This window comes from Streptomyces sp. NPDC054765 (genome assembly GCF_053612065.1).
Window position 1 is genome coordinate 1 of the sequence record NZ_JBSHBP010000104.1, and the last position, 19,128, is coordinate 19,128.

Sequence of the window (19,128 nt, forward strand, 5' to 3'; positions counted from 1 at the left end):
GGGGCGGCGAAGGCGGCGGTGGCGGACAGCGGAATGGCGACTGCTGCGGCACCGACTGCGAGACCGACACCGATACGGGAACGCCACGACTTCATAGTGATCTCCTTGGTTGTCTTTCGCGTTCTGAGCTGGTCCCGCTCAGAGATGTTCTCGGCTCATGTCCAGGGCGGCGCCGCGGTGGTCAGCCGCTGGGGTTGACGAAGGTGGCCGGATGGGGGGCCGGTCTGGTCGACGAGCGGGCCCCGGGGCCCGCCGAACGCTTCCGTCACTGCGGTGGTGGTGGCCGCTCCGCCGGAGGTGGCTCCACCGCCGCAGCCGGGCGGGTCCTTTACTTGTGGGCGCTGATCACACCGCCGCTGCTGAGCACGATGTACACGCCGTTGGCGTCGACCCCGACGTCGTGCCCCTTCGTCTCCAGCGTGGCGGCCACGCCCTCGAAGCCGATGATCTGCGCGCGGTACCGCAGCTCGCCGACCTTCGTGACCTTGGCCTTCCAGCCGCCCGCGAGCTTGAAGGTGCCCGGTCCCTGGTGCCCGCCGCCCATCCAGGAATGAACCTCGCCGCCCATCGTGAGCACGATGAACATGTCGTTGGCGTCGAGCCCGGCGTCGGCGTCCTGCCCCGTCGTCTCCATCGTGGCCAGAACCGAACCGCGAGCGACGATCTTGGCACGGTAGCGCTGGCCACCGAGCTTGTAGATCTCGGCCTTGCTGATGCCGTCCGCCAGGCGCTGGGTGCGGACCGGGGATGCCGCCTTGGTCGTGGCGGACTCGGCGCCGCCCGACTGCTTGCCCGCAGCGTCCGGCTTGGTGCCGCTCTTGGCATCGGGGCTCGCCTTGCCATCGGAGCTCTCCACTCCGGACGAGCCCGAGGCCGCGGAGTTGGCGGCGGCCGAGCTGGTGCTCGTGTGGCCCGCGGGCTTCGCGGCGGTGGCGTCCGAGCCGGAGCAGGCGGTCAGGCTGAGGCCGGCGGCTGCGGTCAGGGCCGCGACGGCAATGCGCAGAGTGCGGCGACGAGCGGTGCGGACGGTGGCGCTGGAGCTCATTTCGGGTCCCCCGGGGGCAGTCGGAGCCGTTGTTTCCTCGGTACGTCACCCACTCTGATCGGGGCCGCTATCGCAAGCCTGCCGCTCCGCTAACGTCCGGCTAACAAGGGTGTGAGCAGGGGAAGGACGCCGAGGAGAAACCGAAGAACCAGGTGCGTCCGCCTGGTGGGGAAGCGCGCGGCTGCGTGCCGGAACCAAGGGCATCCGACAGGTCAGGCCATCGCCACAGGCGTCCCGCCCCCCACGGTCGGAACGGTCAGGACACTCAGAAGTCACGCGACCCGGCAGGGCGCGGCCGAAGTCGCCATACGGCCCGCGCCCCCGACGAAGCACCCCAGCCCTCGAAGGAGGCGAGCTGGAGCGCCGACACGCAAGCCGTGTAGGCGTGTACGGGTCTCGTCAGCGGCGCAGGACGCTGACGGTCGGTGGCCATCGAGCCCCACAGCGGCGGCGGCGCAGGACGGTCTGCCGACCGCCACCCTCTGGGCGCCGCCTGCCGACTGCGGCAGGCGGCAGGCGGCAGGGCAGTCAGACGGATCACCGCGAGCATCGAGACTGCCACGGCCACGGCCCGGGTTTTCCGGCCGTACCCGCTCCCGCCACCGTTCGGTGGCGGGAGCGGGTATCGCCATCACGTAATAGAGATTCGCCCTGTTGTTCTCGTCAGAGGACAACTTCCCGGTGCGTTTCAATCAGATCTTGGATTCGCAGGTCAACATCGACCGAAACTTCATTTTCGTTCCTGAGGAGGGTCGCGATGAGACTCCCCAATTCCTTGCATTCTTCAACCGTGAAGCCGAGGCGAGTTATCTCCGAAACCCCGAGGCGAAGAAATCCATCCACATTGATCCGGTGCCGCCCGAGGTGATCGCGAAGCCTCGGCGTGTCTTCCAGAGGGATGTCCATGAGGACCTGGTGGCAGTACGTCAGCTCGGGAAAGTTTTCGGCGGTAACTCCCCGCAGAGGTATGCCCTCTTCCTGCAAAGATGCGGCGATAGCCCGCGCATTCTCGACAATCCGCCCTGCGTATTTCTTCCAGTCGGTCTCTTCGAGGACTATTCCGGTCGACGCGATCCGAGCGAGGTGCGGGTTGCAAATAAGGGTTGGCCCGTTCAGCGGACGGAAGTTTGAAAGAACTTCCACTCGCTTGTGAACTTCTTCGCTGTTGGTGAGGATCACACCACCTTGCGGTCCAGGGAATGTTTTGTGCGTCGACCCCAGCAGCAGATCTGCACCCTCGCGCAGCGGATCCTGGTATTGGCCACCTGCAATGAGGCCAAGACTGTGCGACCCGTCGTACGCGACCAGACCTCCGTACGAGTGGACAATATCGCTGATTTCCCGAACGGGCATAGGATAGGTGACGATGGAGGAACCCAGAACGACCAGGGGCGGATTTACTTCCCTGAGAAGGGAGACCGTGGCATCAAGGTCTACCTGCCAGTTCTTGTCCGAGAAGGGTAGCGGCAGGGGCTGGCGGTCGAATACTGCATAATCAAGAGGGTAGCCCCCTCCAGGGAAGAACGGGGGAATTCGTCCCACGTGATCATTCACTTCGGAGAGAGCGAAGACGACCGCCAGCAGGCTCATATTGCCCGAGATCGGCGATAGGTTCGCGTACCGTGCGTTGAATACTTCGCTGGCGAGATTGGTGGTATATTCGGTAATTTCTTGAGCAGCTGCCGTGCCGTAATAGAAATCGGCCGCATAGCGCTGAGATATGTCCGATCCCAAGGGGGACATCGCCCGCTCGGTCATGCGATTTTCGCTCACTATGAGATTCAGTGAGTCTAAGCGTGCAGATTCGTGCTGCTTGATCATGTCTTCGATTGTCTTCACGGAAAGACCTCCAATTGAGGGAATAGCGGGATGGAGAGGTGATTTCGTCGACGAGAAACTAGCCTCGGCAAATCTCCAGCACCTTCATGGCGAGAGCCACACCCTGTTGATCCCCTATGCCTTCACGGTACTTCTGCAGGATGCTGTTCTCGCGGGATATGTCAGACTTCGTCCCTCCGGCTCCTAAGCGATGCTGCTGAATATTGCGGGATATTCCCTTTCGGATTTTGATCAGATCGATCAGCTGTTGATCTATCTCATCGATTCGGGCCCGATGCTCATCAATGAATCCCGGAGTTTCTGAAGGAATCGCCACAAGGGACCACCTGGCCTTTCGCTGGGGTTTCCTGAGGCATCATCATATACAAACGCTGCGGTGTGTGATCAAGTGATATCAAAGCGGGATTAATACTAAGCGGTAGTTTCGCTATCGTCGCTGGTCAGGGGCTGGTGATAAGTGGAGCTGGCTGACGGTTCGTCATGTGGCGGCGGCTCGTGACCGGCGGTGCGGCGTGGCCCTTGCCCTGGTCGTGCAGGAGAGGGGGCCGGCGGCGGGGTGGGCGGCCGAGCTGAAAGGGCTGCTGCTGCGGGTGGGACAGCGGTTCAGCCGAGCGGATCTTCGGTGGCGGATGCGGGGCCATGCGCGCGGCTCGCTGGGGACGGTGGGCCCGCAAGAACGACTGGCAACTCGCTGGATTCGCAGGTCACCACACGCCGGACGGGCTTCAGCACTTGCTGAACCGTGCGTGCCGGGATGCGGAGGAACTGCGCGACGATGGCTGTGCTGCCCCTGCGGAGCCGGTGACTTCGGTCGGTGAGCGAGGACTGGGGTGGCGGTGATCTGACGCGGCTGCGTGCAGGGGGTGGCCCTGTCCGTCAGCCCTGGTCGCCGGTGCAGATTCCGTTCTCCCAGGCCCAGGCGGCGATCTCGACGCGGTTGCGGGTTGCGAGCTTGCGCTGGACGTTGCCGAGATGGGTCTTGACCGTGGACAGGGTGACGTAAAGCTCGGCGGCCAGCTCCTCATTGGTACGGCCTCGCGCGACGAGGCGTATGACGTCGAGTTCACGCTGCGTCAGGGGCTCGACCAGCGCGTCCGGCCCGGCTTTCGCCGTACGGACCGGGCGGGCCCGAGAGGTGGCCGGCCGCCGGCTGCGATGTGGCGCCATGTGCGCGAGCAGGCGGACGGTCACCGAAGGAGAGATCAGCGAGTCCCCCATGGACGCGGCTCGCACCGCTTCGGTGAGCAGGCCGGGAGCGCCGTCCTTGAGGAGGAAGCCGCAGGCGCCGTTACGGAGGGCGCTGTAGACGTATTCGTCCAGGTCGAAGGTGGTGGCGATGACGACGTTCACGGGGGCTGGGACATCTGGCCCCGCGAGGAGGCGGGTGATTTCCAGGCCGTCCAGCCCCGGCATGCGGATGTCCAGGAGGCAGACGTCGGGCCGTAGCCGCCGGGCCTGCTCGACCGCCGTGACCCCGTCCGCCGCCTCGGCGACGACCTGTATGTCCGGCTGGGAGTCGAGGATCATGCGGAACGCCGAGCGGACCAGTTGCTGGTCGTCGGCGAGGAGTACCCGGATCGTCATGCCGGACAGGATCGCAGGTGGTGCGCTCTCCGTCAGTCGGAGGAGGACGCGGCGTCCAGGGAGAGAACCGCCAGAACGTGCCAGCCGCTTCCGCCCTGTGGACCGGCGGTGAGATGCCCGCCGATCGCCTCGACCCGCTCGGCCAGACCGACCAGGCCATAGCCGCTCCCGTCCGCCTTCCCACGGGCGGCCGGGGTGCCGCCGCGACCGTCGTCGGTCACGGACACCTCCAGCCGGTCCGGGGAGCCGGGTTGCACGGCGACCCGCACCTCGACCCGGTCGGCTCCGGTGGCGTGCTTGCGGACATTGGTCAGTGACTCCTGCACCACGCGGTGGACCGTGGTGATGGTCTCGGGCGGGAGACCGCGTTCGGTGAGCTGCGGGTCCAGGGTCAGGGCAGTCGGCGGGCCCAGGACGGAGAACTCCCGCGTGAGGTCCCGCAGCATGCTCAGATCGGCCGTGGGACGCGTGGTGGCGGGTGTGGTGGTGTCCCGCAGGGCGGAGACCATGGTGCGCATCGCCCCCATCGCCTGAGATCCGGCACGTTCGATCTCGGCGAGCATCCGGTCCAGGTTTTCCGGGGACTGGCTGTGGCCGGCCGAGGCCGTGAAGCGTGCGGCCTTGGTCTGGGCGACGATCGCCGTGACGTGGTGCGCCACGAAGTCATGCAACTCCCAGGCGTGTTCCATGCGTTGGGCCTGCTGGATGACCTTGCGTTCCCGGGCGCGCAGAGTGTCGTACCGCCGCAGGCACAGCCCGAGCGCCACCATGAACGGCACCGCAACCACAGCGATCAGGGGGATCAGGAATTGGATGTCCTGCCGGTTGGCGAGCCGCAGGAAGAGCAGTGTGGCGGAGAGAGCCGGTCCCGCCGCGTAGACGACCGCTTTTGATGCCGGGCAACGCCGCACGACGCGAGTGATCAGCAGCAGCAATGCGCACAACTCCACCATGCCCGGGGAGTTTTCGGGACGGTGGGCCAGTTGCAGTTGCGCCTCCACCACGGACAGGGCGCCCGAGGCGGCCGTGGCAAGGGCGATCTGCCGTGCGAGCAGGCGTTCGGGCGCGACCAGGGCGGCCAGGCACAGAACCCCGGAGACTGCCGTGGCCGCAGCCACCGGCAGGTACGGCGCGTTGAGCCCCTCCAGCACCACGAGGACGACCAGTGCAGCGCCGACGAGGCACAGCAGGGCTTGCCGGGTACGGGAAAGAGCCTGGAAAGCGGAGATCATGGCAGGTCACGCTACGGCAGCGCCGCACACGCCGTATCAGTCATTCGGCCGAGACAGAGGGCGGCCGCTTCGGCATTCCGGTGGATCCGCCGCCCCGCACCACGCCGAAGGATCGACACCAGGGACGCCCCGGTGACCGCCGGCCACGCCCTCGCCGCATTCGGCCGATCCCATTCGGCCAGTCCACCACTCCACAAGCAGCTGTGCAGGAGCAATGAGATGAACCAGAGGACGGATGCCCTCTCGTCCCCCGAGCGGGACGGCGCGGTGATCGCCGCCGCAGGTGACCTGACCAAGATCTACGGCGAGGGCGAGACCCGCGTCATGGCGCTGGCCGGGGTGTCGGCCCGCTTCCTGCGCGGCGAGTTCACCGCGATCATGGGGCCCTCCGGCTCCGGCAAGTCCACGTTCATGCACTGCCTGGCGGGACTGGACACCCCCACGTCCGGTACGGCGCGGATCGGCGATACCGACTTGGGCTCGCTGAACGACGCACAGCTGACCAAGGTGCGGCGCGAGCGCATCGGCTTCGTCTTCCAGGCGTTCAACCTGCTGCCCACCCTCACCGCCTGGGAGAACATCACCCTGCCGTGCCAGCTGGCCGGGCACACCCCTGACCAGGCGTGGCTGACGGACCTGATCGACCTCCTGGGACTGGCGAACCGGCTCGACCACCGTCCCGCCCAGCTGTCCGGCGGCCAGCAGCAGCGGGTCGCCTGCGCCAGGGCCCTGGCCGGCCGGCCGGCCATCGTCTTCGCCGATGAGCCCACCGGCAACCTCGACTCCCGGGCGGGGGCCGAAATCCTGTCCTTCCTGCGGTCCTCCGCACAGGAGTTGGGCCAGACGATCGTGATGGTCACCCACGATCCGGTCGCCGCGGCCTACGCCGACCGCGCCCTCTTCCTGGCCGACGGACGCCTTGTCCATGAGATGCCGGACCCGACCGCGGCCGGGGTGCTGGAACAGATGAAGGCATTCGACGTCTCGCAGCGAGTCGGCTGACCGCGATGACCCACCGAGCGATCCCCTCCCGAAAGCCGTCGATGTTCCGCGCCGCTGTCCGCACCCTTAGCTCCCACCGCCTCCGTTTCGCGATGCCCGCCCTCGCTGTGCTGCTGGGCGTGGCGTTCGTGACCGGCTCGCTGATCTACAGCGAGTCCGTCAGCACGGCCGTGGTCCGTGCACAGACCAACTCCCAACCCGATGTATCGGTGAGGATCACACCGGACCGTTATGCCCGATCGTCGTCCGCGGCCTCCTCCGGCGGCACCCCGCAACTCGACGACTCGCTCCTGCGGCGGCTGCGCAGGCTGCCCGGCGCCTCCGCGGCCCGTGGCACGGTCGAGGGCGGATCCTTCCTCGTCGGATCCGACGGCACCCTGATCGGCGACCTGTACCAAGCCGCGGGCGTCAACTACGTCCCCGACCGTACGGGCAAGGACCCTCGCTACCCGCTCACGGCGGGCCGCGGCCCCCGTGCCACCGGGGAGATCGCCGTCGATCGGCAGGCCGCCGAACGGGCCGGTTACCAGGTGGGCGACCGGGTGCGCATCGTCGTCAACGGCACGGCCCAAAGAGCCCGGCTGGTCGGCGTCTTCACCGCTCAGGACAGTCGCACGGCGGCCGGCGGCACCCTCACCGCCTTCGACACCCGCACCGCGCAACGGCAGTTCGCCTCCGCCCCGGGCAGTTACTCGGCGATCACGTTGACCGCGGCCGACGGTACACCGGAAACCCAACTCGCCGAACAGGCACGGAGGTTGCTGCCTCCCGGATTCCGCGCCGCGACCCGAGCGGACCTGGACTTGGAGGCGGCCTCCGCGGACGACGACCAGAAGCTCACCACCATACTGCTGGGCTTCGCCGGCATCGCCCTGTTCGTCTCCACGTTCCTGGTCGCCAACACCTTCACCATGCTCAGTGCGGCCCGCGCCCGCGAGCACGCGCTGCTGCGTGCGGTCGGCGCCACCAGGAAGTACGTGATGCGCCTGGTCCTGGCGGAAGCCGCCATCGTCGGAACGGTCGCCTCGGTCGCCGGCTACGTGCTGGGGATCGGGGTCGCGACGCTGTTGAACAGGCTGTTCGGCGTCACCGCAGGACCGAGGCCCGCTTTGCAGCTCCTCTCCGTCACACCCGTGGTCGCCGCATTCGCGGTCGGCATCGGCGTCACCGTACTGTCGGCGTACCTCCCGGCCCGTCGAGCGGCGGCCGTTCCGCCCGTGGCGGCGCTACGCACCAGCGAGCCCCCCACCGCTGCCTCGCTGCGCCGCCGCAACATCATCGGCCTGGCCGTCACCGCGTTCGGAGCCCTGCTGGTCGCTGCCGCCGTCGGCAGCCAGAACCTCCTCTTCGGCGCCGTACCCATCCTCCTGATCGGACTGATCGTCCTCACACCTCTGCTCGCCCTGGGGGCCACCGGGCTGCTGCGCTCCCCGTTGACCCGGCTGGCAGGCATCCGCGGCAAGCTCGCCGTGGAGAACGCCCGTCGTAATCCACGCCGTACGGCGGCCACCGCGACCACCCTCATGGTCGGCCTCGCGATGGTCACCGCCGTCACCGTGACCATCACCTCGGTCAACCGCATGGACGAGCAGGACGCCGACCGTTCCATGACCTCGGACCTGCGCATCACGGCCGTCGACTTCGCCGAGATCGGCGATGACACCGCCGCCCGTGTGGCACGGCTTGCGGACGCCGAGGCCGTCACGCCGATCATTCGCACCTACTTCGGCCTGTCCGGCACCGACTCCCTGCCGACGGCCGCCGTCAACCCCGCCACGGTGCAACGCCTGGCACCGATCACCGTCCGGAAGGGCTCTTTGGACCGGCTCGACCACGGCATCGCGGTCACCGAAAGGACGGCCGCCGCCCACGGCTGGCGACTCGGCTCCCGAGTCACCGGCACCCTCAGAGGCGCGGGCACGAAGACCAGCCTGCCCATCGTCGCGCTCTACGAGGGCCCGGACGACCTGACCCCGTTCCTCATCTCCGACAAGGCCCTGCCGCGCACCTCCCACTCCGAGGACCGGCCAAGAACCGCATCCATCCTGATCAAGGCCGCCCACGGCCGGACGGCCGCGCTCCACAAGGAGATCCAGCGGACCCTGGACAACCCGGTGCTTCTCGTCCAGGACCGTGCCGATGTGAGGGCGGCCGTCGCTGCGAAGAGCGCCCCGTTCCTGAACATCCTGTACGCGTTGCTCAGCGTCACCGTGCTGATCGGCGCCCTCGGGGTGGTCAACACCATGAGCATGGCCGTCTTCGAACGCGTCCGGGAGATCGGCGTACTGCGGGCTCTCGGCCTGGACCGCCGACGCGTCGGCTCCGTCCTGCGCCTCGAGTCGGTGACCATCTGTCTCCTCGGCTCGGCACTTGGCCTCATCGCCGGCAGCGCGATCGGCGTGGCGGCCGTCCTCAGCCAAGAAGGCGTCCCCCTCGACATCCCGTGGGGCAGGACGCTCCTCTTCTTCCTCGCCACCACCGCGATCGGCGTCCTCGCCTCCCTCTGGCCGGGGCGCCAGGCCGCGAAAATCCCGATGCTCAAGGCCATCACCACGGACACCGAATAACGATGCTCAAGGCCATCACCACGGACACCGAATAACAAGGGAACGCCATGCGGAGTCCGGATCCCTACCCACTCGGGACACCTCCGCCATGACCGATCAACCATCGCCCTGACCACCATCGCCCCCACCGGGTTCTGCACCCAGTGGGGGCCACCCGATACACACAGCCGCCACCGGTCGCCTCTGCCACACCTCGTCCCTGTGGTGAACGGCCGCAGTAAGACCGTGTCCTATGTGGTGAGGCGGGGTAGAACTCCTCAACATGAGTCAGGGGGCGTGGAGTTGGATTGTTCCGGACGGGCTGTGGGAGATCGCCAAGCCGCTGATTCCGGAGGACCGGGTGCGACCGCAGGGTGGCGGCACGCAGAACACGCCTGATGAGACGCTCTTCGCGGCGATCATCTTCGTGCTGGTCAGCGGTTGTACCTGGCGGGCGTTGCCGCCGTGCTTCGGGGTGTCGAAGTCGACGGTGCACCGGCGCTTCATGATTTGGTCGAGAGCCAAGGGCCTCCGACGACACCCGCGTCGTCCCCTGCCGGCCAGCCTTGACGAAGATCCTCCGCGAGCACGTCCGTGCGGAGGAGCTGAAGCCCGGCGACCGGCTGTTCCAAGGCGAGGGAGGCGGCATGCTCGCAGGGTCGGTCATCCGACGGGCATGGCGCACCGCGAGGCTGAAGGTGCTCAGCGACGAGGACTTCGCCTCGCCGCTCGGGAAGCGGGTCTACGACCTGCGGCACACCTGCCTGACCAACTGGCTCAACGATGGTGTTCCGCCTGCGCAGGTCGCCGAGTGGGCGGGCAACAGGGTCCCGGTGCTGCTCGCCACCTATGCACGATGCATCTCGGGCCAGCTCTCGGACCTGAAGAAGCAGATCGACGCGGGCGGGGACCTGCCGGAGGTCCCCGCGGCGGGCTGAGGGCCGCCGCGAAAACTTCGACCCGTATTCGACGCAGCCACCCGCAGAAACCCGGTGACAGCCGGACAGAGCCGGACCCTCCCATGATCGCCAGGGGAGGGTCTGACTCTTTTGCGTATGCGGCTACACGTGACCTGACCAGCAAAAAGACCCTCCCGAAGGAAGGGTCTTGGAAAGCGCCCCCGGCAGGACTCGAACCTGCGGCCAAGTGCTTAGAAGGCACCTGCTCTATCCACTGAGCTACGGGGGCCGGGTGTGGACGTGGATCACGGACCGCGCACAAGGATAGGGGTCCGGGTGCCTCGTCCCGGTTGCTTCACCTCCGTGGCACGTTGTGGAGGTTCGGTGAAGCGGTCCCGATAATCGCAGGCAGGTGCGAATCCTGCACCGTTTTTGACGTCTCGTGCGGCGGGTGTTGTGCACTCGTTATGCCTGGGCCTCACTTGTCGCGAACGTCCCATGCGTCACTCATCCCGTTCTGTGTGGGTTCTTCCGGCGCGCACGAGGGGTTATACGCTTCAAAAACCCAACGAAATTGGGCATTCTGCACATGTGGCGACCTTGGACGTACGACCCCGGCTGATCGACGCACTGTCCGTTCTGCGTAACCGCGTCGACGCCGCACGCTTTCCACTGCCGCTGCGGGGCGCTGCCCGAGCCCGGCGCAACCGGGCCGAGCTGCTCGCCCAGCTCGATGACTATGTGATTCCCCGCCTGCGCTCCCCTCAGGCCCCGCTGCTCGCAGTGATCGGCGGATCGACCGGAGCGGGCAAGTCCACGCTGGTGAATTCGCTGGTGGGGCGGCGGGTCTCGGAGGCGGGGGTGTTGCGTCCGACGACGCGTACGCCGGTGCTGGTCTGCCATCCCGACGATCTCCACTGGTTCGCCGGACCACGGGTCCTGCCGCAGCTCGCCCGGGTGTGGGTCCCCGAGCAGGACGACGGCGGGGAGGACGAGTATGCGGCGGGTGACGGCCTGGGCCGCAGTGCCTACGGGATGCATGGCGGGGGCCGGGTGACGCCCGGCGCGGGGCGTGGGGCCGCCGGCGGGCATGGCGTCCGGATGGCGCATGGGCCCCGTACGCCTCATGGGTTCGACGAGGGACACGGACCGGGACCGCGGCAGGAGGCGCGCGGGGGTGGCGCGCAGGGGGCCGCGTACGGCTACGGCTATGCGGTCGGGGGGCGGGCGGCCGGTGGTGGTGCGGTCGGTGGTGGCTATGGGGCGGCGGATGACGGTGAGGCGTATGCAGGTGGGGCGTATGACGGGGCGGGTGGCGGCAGTGGCGTAGGCCTGGGCGGCGGCAGTGGCGTAGGCCTCGGCGGGGGCACGGGCGTGCGTGCAGTGGGGGGCGGGGGGGAGCCGGGGATGTTCACGGTGCGGATCGAGACGGACCGGGCGTTGCCCAGCGGGCTGGCGCTGCTGGACGCCCCGGACATCGATTCGCTGGTCGCGCGCAACCGGGAACTGGCCGCGGAGCTGATCTGTGCGGCGGACGTATGGGTGCTGGTCACCACGGCCGCCCGGTACGCGGATGCGGTGCCCTGGCATCTGCTGCGTACGGCCAAGGAGTACGACGTCACGCTGGTGACCGTGCTGGACCGGGTGCCGCATCAGATCGCCCCGGACATCTCCGGCCGGTACGCAGAACTTCTCCAGCGGGCCGGCCTCGGCCACGTCCCGCGGTTCACCATTCCCGAGCTGCCCGAGTCGGCCGGCGGCGGGAGCGGGCTGCTCCCCGCCACGGCCGTGGCGGCGCTGCGGGACTGGCTGGAGCGGCATGCCCAGGACCCCGTAGCCCGCACCGCCGCCGCGGACCGCACAGCCGCCGGGGTCATCGCGTCACTGCGCAGCCGGCTGCCCGCGCTGGCCGGGGCCGCCGCCGCCCAGCACGCCGCGGCGCTACGGCTGGCCGGCCGGGTCGAGGAGGCGTACGAGCGGGCCGCTGAGCGGGTACGGCAGGAGGTCGCGGCCGGTGAGGTGCTGTCCGGGGACGCGCGCGCTCACTGGCGTGGCCATGGGCTCGACGGGCGGTCGGACGAGCTGCTCGACGCGCTGACCCACGGGCTCACCTCGCTGCTGACCTGCGCCGTGGAGGAGGCCGATGAGCGGGCCGCGGATGCCTGGCGGCGGGATCCCGCGGCGGCCGAGATCTCGTTGCCGGCCGCCGCGGGTGCCACGGGTGCGGGCGGCCGGCTCGGCGTGATCGTCAGGCGCTGGCGGCGCTGTCTGGAGGAGCTGGCCGAGGAGGAGACCCGTGAGGCGCGTGCCGGGCAGGCCGGTGAACGGGTGGGGTCGGTGGAGCCGGAGGAATCGGCGGCGCTGTTGGCCACTGCCTTGCTCGGCGGACGCCGTGCCCGTACGGCGGGTGAGAACCTCGCCGACCTCCTGGGGGCCCAGACCGCGTTGCGGCTCTGTGACCGGGGCGCCCGGTTGCTCGCCACATATCTGGAGCGAGCCCTGGACGGTGAGCGCGAGCGGCGGCTGGCGCCGCTGGATCAGCTGACCGTGCCACTGGACCAGCAGGCGGAGTTGATCGCCGCGCTGTCCGTATTGCAGCGGGAGCGGGAGCGGCAGAAGGAGACGGAGAAGCGGAAGCAGGTGCAGGTGCAGGAGCAGGAGCAGGAGAAAGAGGAAGAGAAAGCGCGGAAGCAGGAGCAGATGCGGAAGCGGAATGTGGAGGAGAGGGAGTTGGCGATGGCGAAGGAGGAGGTGTCGGGGTGAGTGTTTCCAAGGCGGCGGCCGGTTCCGGGGAAGGCTTGGGGAGTGGGCGGGGGATGGGGGAGGGAGAGAGCGGCGAGAGGCCGGTGGAGTGTGCGACACCAGAGCGGGGCGTGGCGTCGGTGGAGTGCGTGACACGAGAGCGGGGCGTGGTGTTGGTGGAGTGTGCGACGCCTGTGCAGCGTGTTGAGTCGGTGAGACGCGAGGTGCCGGCGGGGTGCGAGACGCCGGTAGGGGGTGAGGGGGCGGCTCGGTCCGTGGGGCCGGTGGCGTCCGGGGTGTCTACGGCATCTATGGCGTCTACGGGGGCTAGGGCGCATAAGGGGGCGGAGGAGTCCGGCGGGTCTGCGGGATTGGTCCTGCCCGGCGGGATGGTCGGGTCTGTGGAGGGCGCAGAGCCTGTGGAGTCCGGAGGAGGCGGAGAGGGCAGAGAGGGCAGAGGGGCAGTGGAGTCCATGGGGCGGCCCGTGCAGCCCGTGGGGCCCGTGGAGCCCTTGGGGGACTGCGAGACGGGGGTGCGGATGGAGCCGGTGGTACGGGCGGTGGTTGCGGGGGGAGCGTGGGACGACGGGTTGATTGCGCGGCGGGCGCGGGATGTGGGTGTGCCCAGGCCGGCGGCGAGGCAAGGGACCGGGGGGGAGCGGGCGGAGACAGCTGTGGTGGCTGGGGTGGGGGCGCCGGGCGGGGCCCGTGCCGAGTCGGGCGGGCGGGCGTACAGCGCCCCACGGGCCCGGTCGCGCGGCGAGGCGCTGGTTCAGCCGCGGTCGCCTGCGGGTGTGGAGTCCGGGAGCGGGGGCGCGTACCGGTGGGTCGCGGACGGGGGGCCTCGGGCCGCGGGCGGCGGGCTGCGCGGGCGGCTGGATGCGTTGCGGGAGTTGGTCGCGCTGTCCCGGACCCGGTTGGACGGCCGGATGCTGGAGGGGGCGGGGCGGGTACTGGAGACGGCGGACGAGCGTTACCGGCTGTCCGGTGAGCACACCGTCGTCGCCATCGCCGGGGCAACCGGCAGCGGTAAGTCGTCGCTGTTCAACGCGCTTGCCGGGGCGAACCGTTCGCAGGTCGGGCCGCGCCGGCCGACGACCGCGGAGCCGGTGGCCTGCGTCTGGCCCGGCAGCCGGCCGGGCGCCGAGGGACTGCTGCACCGGCTGGGCGTGCCCGCGCACCGGCGGCACGCCCCGGCGGACGGCAGCTCCGAGCTGCATGGACTCATCCTGATCGACCTGCCCGACCACGACTCCTCGGCCACCGAGCACCGCGCTCAGGTGGACCGGATGCTGGAGCTGGTGGACGCGGTGATCTGGGTGGTGGATCCGGAGAAGTACGCGGATGCGGTGTTGCACGAGCGGTATCTGCGTCCGTTGGCGGGCTACGCCGAGGTCATGTTCGTCGTCCTCAACCAGGTGGACCGGCTGCCCGGGGACGCCGCCGACCAGGTGGTGGACGATCTGCGCCGGCTGCTGGACGAGGACGGCCTCGCGCTCGGCGAGCACGGGGAGCCCGGGGCGGCCGTGCTCGCGCTGTCCGCCGCGACCGGCAAGGGCGTGGGCGAACTGCGTGAATCGCTCGGCCAGTTCGTCGCGGAGCGGGGTGCGGCGGACCGGCGGCTGGCGGCCGATGTGGACGCGGCGGCCGAGCGGTTGCGGTCGGTGTATGTGGCGCAGAGCCGGGTCGGGCTGACCGAACAGGCCCGTGCGGAGTTCGACGACCGGCTGGCGGAGGCGGTCGGGGCGGTGGCCACCGGGCGTGCGGCGGAACGAGATTGGCTGCGGTATGCGGAGCGCGCGTGCGGGTCACCGTGGGCGCGGATGCGGGGATGGCGGGGGGGCCGGTGGGGGACCGGCGGCTCCGGGGTGGGCACGACGGACGTAGGGGATTCCAGGGGAGGGCCGACGGGCACCGGGCGGACGGATGCGGGGCGGACCGGCCCACCGCGGGCCCGTACGGGGCAGACGGGGCAGACGGGGGCGGGGCGGGGCGACGGCGGACGGGCCGATGTGGGGCGGGGTAACGGCGGACGGGCCGACGTGGGACAGATCTGCGCGGGCCGCTGCGATACGGGGACGGCCGGCGCCGGACGCACCGGCGCCGGCCAGAGCCGTGGCGTCCGGGGCGCTTCTTGGCTGAAGGGCGGGCGGCGGGGCGTTGCGGGGCGCCTGGGCGTGTCAGGGCACCTTCCGCCGAACGGGGCTGCGGCCGGTGGCGGGAGCGAGCCGGCGGTGGACGGCCGGGCGGCGGCGCGGCCCGTGGTGGAGCAGGCCGTACGGACGGTGGCGGGTGAGGCGGCGCATGGCTTGCCGGCGCCGTGGGGCCAGGCCGTGCGGGAGGCTGCGGACCGGGGCGCGTACGGGCTGCCGGAGGCGTTGGACAAGGTGGCGGCGGATGCCGAGGAGTCGCTACGGGGCGGACCGGCCGTGAAACCGCGTTGGTGGACGGTCGCCGCCTCGCTACAGGGGCTGTTGTCCGTACTCCAGGTCGTCGGTGTGCTGTGGATGCTGGGGGCGGTCACGGGCGTGGGTGAGGCGACGGCGTGGCTTTCCGGACTGCTGCCCGCGGTTCTCGGTTCGGTGGGTGGGCCGGCGCTGACGTGGGTGTGCCGGGTGGTGGCACGCGGCCCGGCCAGGCGTTACGGGCAGGACGCCGAGCGGCGGCTGAGGAGCGCGGCGGCCGGGTGCGGGCGGGCACGGGTGCTGGAGCCGGTCGCTGCCGAGCTGTTGCGCTATCGCGAGGTGCGGGAGCAGTACGCCGTGGCGTCGGGTGCCTGACGTGGGTGTCTGACGCGGGGTGCGGGACGCGGGCGCTTGACGGAGCTGGGGCCGGGGCCGGGGCCGAGACGGGGGCGGGGCGGGGGCGGGCGCTTGACGGTGGGCGTGCGGCGGCGGATTCACTCTCCCGGGTGGCCGAGTTGTCCACAGTCGGCCACCTGTCCACACGGCGCCCCGGCGCCCGCCGAATCCGTGCAGCATGAGGTCAACGCAGCGCGAGCGGCACATGACGGGAGCGAGCGCATGACGCGGGGGAGGCGTGTTCCGTGAACGACACGATGGTGACGCTGGTGGGGAACGCCGCGACGGCGGTGGAACACCGGCAGACGACGGCCGGCGTGACGGTGGCGAGGTTCCGGCTGGCGGCGACGGCCCGCCGGTGGGACAGAACGCAGGAGCGCTGGACGGACGGCGGGACGAGTTTCTATACGGTCCGGTCGTGGCGGGCGCTCGCCGACAATGTCGCGGCGTCGGTGGCGGTGGGCGAACCACTCGTCGTCCACGGGCGCTTGCGGCTGAGGGAAGGGGAGCAGCCTCCCGAACGGGGCGGACAGCGCTGGTTCTCGGCGGAGGTCGACGCCGTGGCGATCGGCCACGATCTCGCGCGTGGCACCGCCGCCTTCCGAAGGGCCACCCGAGCAGCGCGTACGGAAGCGGACCCCGGACCGTCCCCCTCGCCGCAGCCACCGCAACCACTGCAACCAACGGAGCCGACGCAACCAACGGAGCCGAAGCAACCAACGGAGCCGACGCAGCCAAAGGAGCCAAAGGAGTCAGCGCAGCCCCCGGAGCCGCCCTGGCCGTCACAGCCGTCGCCACAAGAGACCTGGGAACAACAGGGGGCCTGGGGCCGACAAGAGCCCCGGGATCAACAAGAGCCCCGGGATCAACAAGGGGCCGGGAAAGAGACGTTGCCCGCCCGCAGGGCTCCGGTCGTCGGCAGGACGCCAACCGCCGGCGGCGCGCAGCCGGCCGGGGACGCGCGGACATCGGCGGACGCGGGGACATCGACGGACGCGCGGACATCGACGGATGCACGGGCGCCCGCCGTGGGGCAAACACCGGCCGTGGGGCAGACATCGGCCGTGGGACAGGCACCGACCAACGGAGAAACACCTGCCAGGAGGTCGACACCCGCCAAGAGACCGAGACTCGACAGGAGCCCGGTGCCGGCCAAGAGTCAGACCTCGGCCAAGAGTCAGACCTCGGCCAAGAGCCAGACCTCGGCCAAGAACCAGACCTCGGCCAAGAACCAGACCTCCGCCAAGAGTTCAGACCTCCGCCAAGAGTCAGACCCCCACGAAGAGTCGGACCTCTACGAAGAGTCAGACCCCCACCAAGAGCCACGCCTTCGCCAAGAGCCCGGCTCCCGCCGCGACTTCGTTGCCCCCTGAGCCTCTGGATGCCCCTGCCATATCACCCTCAGTCGCAGCCGATTCGTCACGGAATGTGGTAATGCCCTGAAAAGTCCTGGGGATTTGTCGATAATGCCAGGCCAGGATGCCTGTTGTCGGTAACGATTACGATTCGGATCGCTTATGGGATGCCATTACTGGGGACCCTGATGCGCCTGCTCCATAAGATCCGACAAGTACTCACGGGGGCTGACGTGTTCGGCTGTTGAGTTCTTTGGGATCTTTCCGGCGAGGCATCCTCTCCCACTCGACCGCCTCGCCCAGAGGGGAATTTCATGCTTTCGATGAAGAGGCGGGGCGCAGCCCGCCTTGCCGCCGCGGTCGTGGCCTCGGGCCTGGTCGCGGCGGGCGCGATAGCCACCGCGGGGACTGCCGCGGCGGACGATACGCCCCCCACGCAGGGGGGTGCCACTGCCACGCTCGGCGGTCTGAAGACCTTCGACCAGGCGGTCGTGCACAACGACGGAGGGGACCAGCGCGTAGGCGCCGGCCTCTTCGAGATGGCGGTCGACAACGGCGGCACGCTCCAGACGTACTGCATCGACATCCACAACCCGACGCAGCAGCAGGCGAAGTACCAGGAAGTGCCCTGGAGCGCCTCGTCGCTGCACAACAACGGGGACGCGGGCAAGATCCGCTGGATTCTGCAGAACTCGTACCCGCAGGTGAACGACCTCGCCGCGCTCGCCTCCAAGGCCGGCGCCGGGAACCTCACCGAGAAGACCGCCGCGGCCGGCACCCAGGTCGCGATCTGGCGCTTCTCCGACCACGTCAAGGTGGACGCGGTCGACCCGGCGGCCGAGAAGCTCGCCGACTACCTTGAGAAGAGTGCGCAGAACGTCGGCGAGCCCAAGGCGTCGCTGACGCTGGACCCGCCGGCCGTCTCCGGCAAGTCCGGCAGCAAGCTCGGCCCGGTCACCGTGCACACCAACGCCGACAGCGTCACGATCTCCCCCGCCGCCGGTGCGCCGGCCGGTGTGAAGGTCGTCGGCAAGGACGGCAAGCCGGTCACCAGCGCCGCCGACGGCACCCAGCTGTTCTTCGACGTGCCGAAGGGCGCCGCGGACGGCAGCACCTCGCTGACCGCGCAGGCCGCCACCAAGGTCCCGGTCGGCCGTGCCTTCACCGGCATCGGTGAGCACGCCAAGAGCCAGACCCAGATCCTGGCCGGCTCCAGCGAGTCCACGGTCTCCGCGGCCGCCACGGTCTCCTGGAAGAAGCAGGGCGCCATCCCGGCGATCACCGCCGAGAAGAACTGCGCCAAGGGCGGCGTGGACGTCACGGCGACCAACAAGGGCGACGAGGCGTTCCACTTCCAGCTGTCCGGCAAGGACTACGAGATCGCCGCGGGCAAGTCGCAGACCGTGACCGTCCCGGTGGCCGAAGACCAGCCGTACAACATCACGATCACGGGTGCGGGCGGCTTCAAGAAGTCCTTCTCCGGGGTCCTGGACTGCAAGACCGCCGGCAGCGGCAGCGGCAAGCCCTCCCCCCAGCCCAGCCCGGCCTCGGTCGGCGGCAACACGGGCGGCGGCAAGGGCGGCGACCTCGCCGAGACCGGTTCCAGCAACGCCACCCCGATGATCGCGGGCATCGCGGTCGTCCTCGTCGTGGTCGGCGGCGGCGCGGTGTTCTTCCTCCGTAAGAAGAAGGCCGGCACCCCGGCTCAGTGACACCTGGCGCCCGGTGGGCCCGGCGTCCGGTGATATCTGGCCGGCGCCGGTGAGGCTCGGCGCACAGTGACACACGGCGGCCGCTCGGTGACCTCATGGTGAGCGAGCGGCGGCCGACGATTGACCCAAAGCCCCGGAGCGCAGCGACGCTCCGGGGCTTTGGCGTCCGTGCCCCCGGTGCCCGTGTCCCCGGTGTCCGTGGCCCCGGTGTCCGTGGCCCCGGCGTTCGTGCACCCGGCGTTCGTGCCTCCGGCGTCTGTGGCCCCGGCGTCCGTGCCCCGTTATGTTTTCCGCGGCTCCGCAACGGGGCCGCTGGCCTCTGGGCCCGGCATGACTGTTGCCCCCTGTCGAAGGCATGACCTGGGGGGTGG

General features: G+C 69.7%; 11 protein-coding genes, 1 tRNA gene and 2 pseudogenes. 8 read left to right on the forward strand and 6 right to left on the reverse strand.

What is annotated here, in order from left to right:
• Positions 1 to 328: 328 nt before the first annotated feature.
• From ACWGJY_RS35625 to ACWGJY_RS35645, 5 genes are all read right to left on the reverse strand, one after another.
• Positions 329 to 1,045 carry a hypothetical protein gene (locus tag ACWGJY_RS35625; RefSeq protein WP_453265043.1) on the reverse strand — a complete coding sequence of 239 codons (717 nt, stop codon included), beginning with the start codon at positions 1,043 to 1,045 and terminating at the stop codon, positions 329 to 331.
• 663 nt (positions 1,046 to 1,708) lie between these two features.
• Entirely contained in the window at positions 1,709 to 2,866 is a 1,158-nt protein-coding gene (locus ACWGJY_RS35630; RefSeq protein ID WP_453265044.1) for a hypothetical protein, read from the reverse strand.
• Positions 2,867 to 2,942: 76 nt separating this feature from the next.
• Positions 2,943 to 3,200: a chorismate mutase gene (locus tag ACWGJY_RS35635; protein ID WP_453265045.1), complete on the reverse strand. Its 258-nt coding sequence runs from the start codon at positions 3,198 to 3,200 to the stop codon at positions 2,943 to 2,945.
• 560 nt (positions 3,201 to 3,760) lie between these two features.
• Positions 3,761 to 4,468 carry a response regulator gene (locus ACWGJY_RS35640; protein WP_453265046.1) on the reverse strand — a complete coding sequence of 236 codons (708 nt, stop codon included), beginning with the start codon at positions 4,466 to 4,468 and terminating at the stop codon, positions 3,761 to 3,763.
• A 32-nt stretch (positions 4,469 to 4,500) separates the two neighbouring features.
• Positions 4,501 to 5,700, reverse strand: coding sequence for a sensor histidine kinase (locus ACWGJY_RS35645; RefSeq protein WP_453265047.1), 1,200 nt, complete (start codon positions 5,698 to 5,700; stop codon positions 4,501 to 4,503).
• Positions 5,701 to 5,919: 219 nt separating this feature from the next.
• Between ACWGJY_RS35645 and ACWGJY_RS35650 the strand changes: the two genes are divergently transcribed.
• The 4 genes and pseudogenes from ACWGJY_RS35650 (at position 5,920) to ACWGJY_RS35665 (ending at position 10,186) form a co-directional block, all read left to right on the forward strand.
• A complete protein-coding gene (locus ACWGJY_RS35650; RefSeq protein WP_453265048.1) occupies positions 5,920 to 6,702 on the forward strand; it encodes an ABC transporter ATP-binding protein in 783 nt (260 codons plus the stop codon).
• A gap of 92 nt (positions 6,703 to 6,794) precedes the next feature.
• Positions 6,795 to 9,269: an FtsX-like permease family protein gene (locus ACWGJY_RS35655; protein WP_453265049.1), complete on the forward strand. Its 2,475-nt coding sequence runs from the start codon at positions 6,795 to 6,797 to the stop codon at positions 9,267 to 9,269.
• 262 nt (positions 9,270 to 9,531) lie between these two features.
• Positions 9,532 to 9,771 (forward strand): annotated as a pseudogene (locus ACWGJY_RS35660) (transposase); the annotation flags it as partial.
• Positions 9,772 to 9,814: 43 nt separating this feature from the next.
• Positions 9,815 to 10,186 (forward strand): hypothetical protein, encoded by a 372-nt coding sequence (locus ACWGJY_RS35665; RefSeq protein WP_453265050.1) that lies wholly within the window; start codon positions 9,815 to 9,817, stop codon positions 10,184 to 10,186.
• Positions 10,187 to 10,363: 177 nt separating this feature from the next.
• Here the strand turns inward: ACWGJY_RS35665 and ACWGJY_RS35670 are convergent.
• Positions 10,364 to 10,436 (reverse strand) — tRNA-Arg (locus ACWGJY_RS35670).
• Between the two features lie 302 nt (positions 10,437 to 10,738).
• Between ACWGJY_RS35670 and ACWGJY_RS35675 the strand changes: the two genes are divergently transcribed.
• The 4 genes and pseudogenes from ACWGJY_RS35675 to ACWGJY_RS35690 all read left to right on the forward strand — a co-directional run bounded on the left by ACWGJY_RS35675 (position 10,739) and on the right by ACWGJY_RS35690 (position 18,757).
• A complete protein-coding gene (locus ACWGJY_RS35675; protein WP_453265051.1) occupies positions 10,739 to 12,910 on the forward strand; it encodes an ATP-binding protein in 2,172 nt (723 codons plus the stop codon).
• 518 nt (positions 12,911 to 13,428) lie between these two features.
• On the forward strand, positions 13,429 to 15,669 hold the full coding sequence (locus ACWGJY_RS35680; RefSeq protein WP_453265053.1) for a YfjP family GTPase: 2,241 nt from the start codon (positions 13,429 to 13,431) through the stop codon (positions 15,667 to 15,669).
• A gap of 266 nt (positions 15,670 to 15,935) precedes the next feature.
• Positions 15,936 to 16,314: pseudogene (locus ACWGJY_RS35685) on the forward strand (single-stranded DNA-binding protein); the annotation flags it as partial.
• A 1,045-nt stretch (positions 16,315 to 17,359) separates the two neighbouring features.
• Positions 17,360 to 18,757, forward strand: a complete 1,398-nt coding sequence (locus tag ACWGJY_RS35690) for an LAETG motif-containing sortase-dependent surface protein (RefSeq protein WP_453265052.1) — start codon at positions 17,360 to 17,362, stop codon at positions 18,755 to 18,757.
• Positions 18,758 to 19,128 lie beyond the last annotated feature (371 nt).

Bases quoted from the DNA above. Each gene is read 5' to 3' on its own strand.
- ACWGJY_RS35625 (WP_453265043.1), bottom strand. From the start codon at position 1,045: ATGAGCTCCAGCGCCACCGTCCGCACCGCTCGTCGCCGCACTCTGCGC.
- ACWGJY_RS35630 (WP_453265044.1), bottom strand. From the start codon at position 2,866: ATGATCAAGCAGCACGAATCTGCACGCTTAGACTCACTGAATCTCATA.
- ACWGJY_RS35640 (WP_453265046.1), bottom strand. From the start codon at position 4,468: ATGACGATCCGGGTACTCCTCGCCGACGACCAGCAACTGGTCCGCTCG.
- ACWGJY_RS35645 (WP_453265047.1), bottom strand. From the start codon at position 5,700: ATGATCTCCGCTTTCCAGGCTCTTTCCCGTACCCGGCAAGCCCTGCTG.
- ACWGJY_RS35650 (WP_453265048.1), top strand. From the start codon at position 5,920: ATGAACCAGAGGACGGATGCCCTCTCGTCCCCCGAGCGGGACGGCGCG.
- ACWGJY_RS35655 (WP_453265049.1), top strand. From the start codon at position 6,795: ATGCCCGCCCTCGCTGTGCTGCTGGGCGTGGCGTTCGTGACCGGCTCG.
- ACWGJY_RS35680 (WP_453265053.1), top strand. From the start codon at position 13,429: ATGGAGCCGGTGGTACGGGCGGTGGTTGCGGGGGGAGCGTGGGACGAC.
- ACWGJY_RS35690 (WP_453265052.1), top strand. From the start codon at position 17,360: ATGCTTTCGATGAAGAGGCGGGGCGCAGCCCGCCTTGCCGCCGCGGTC.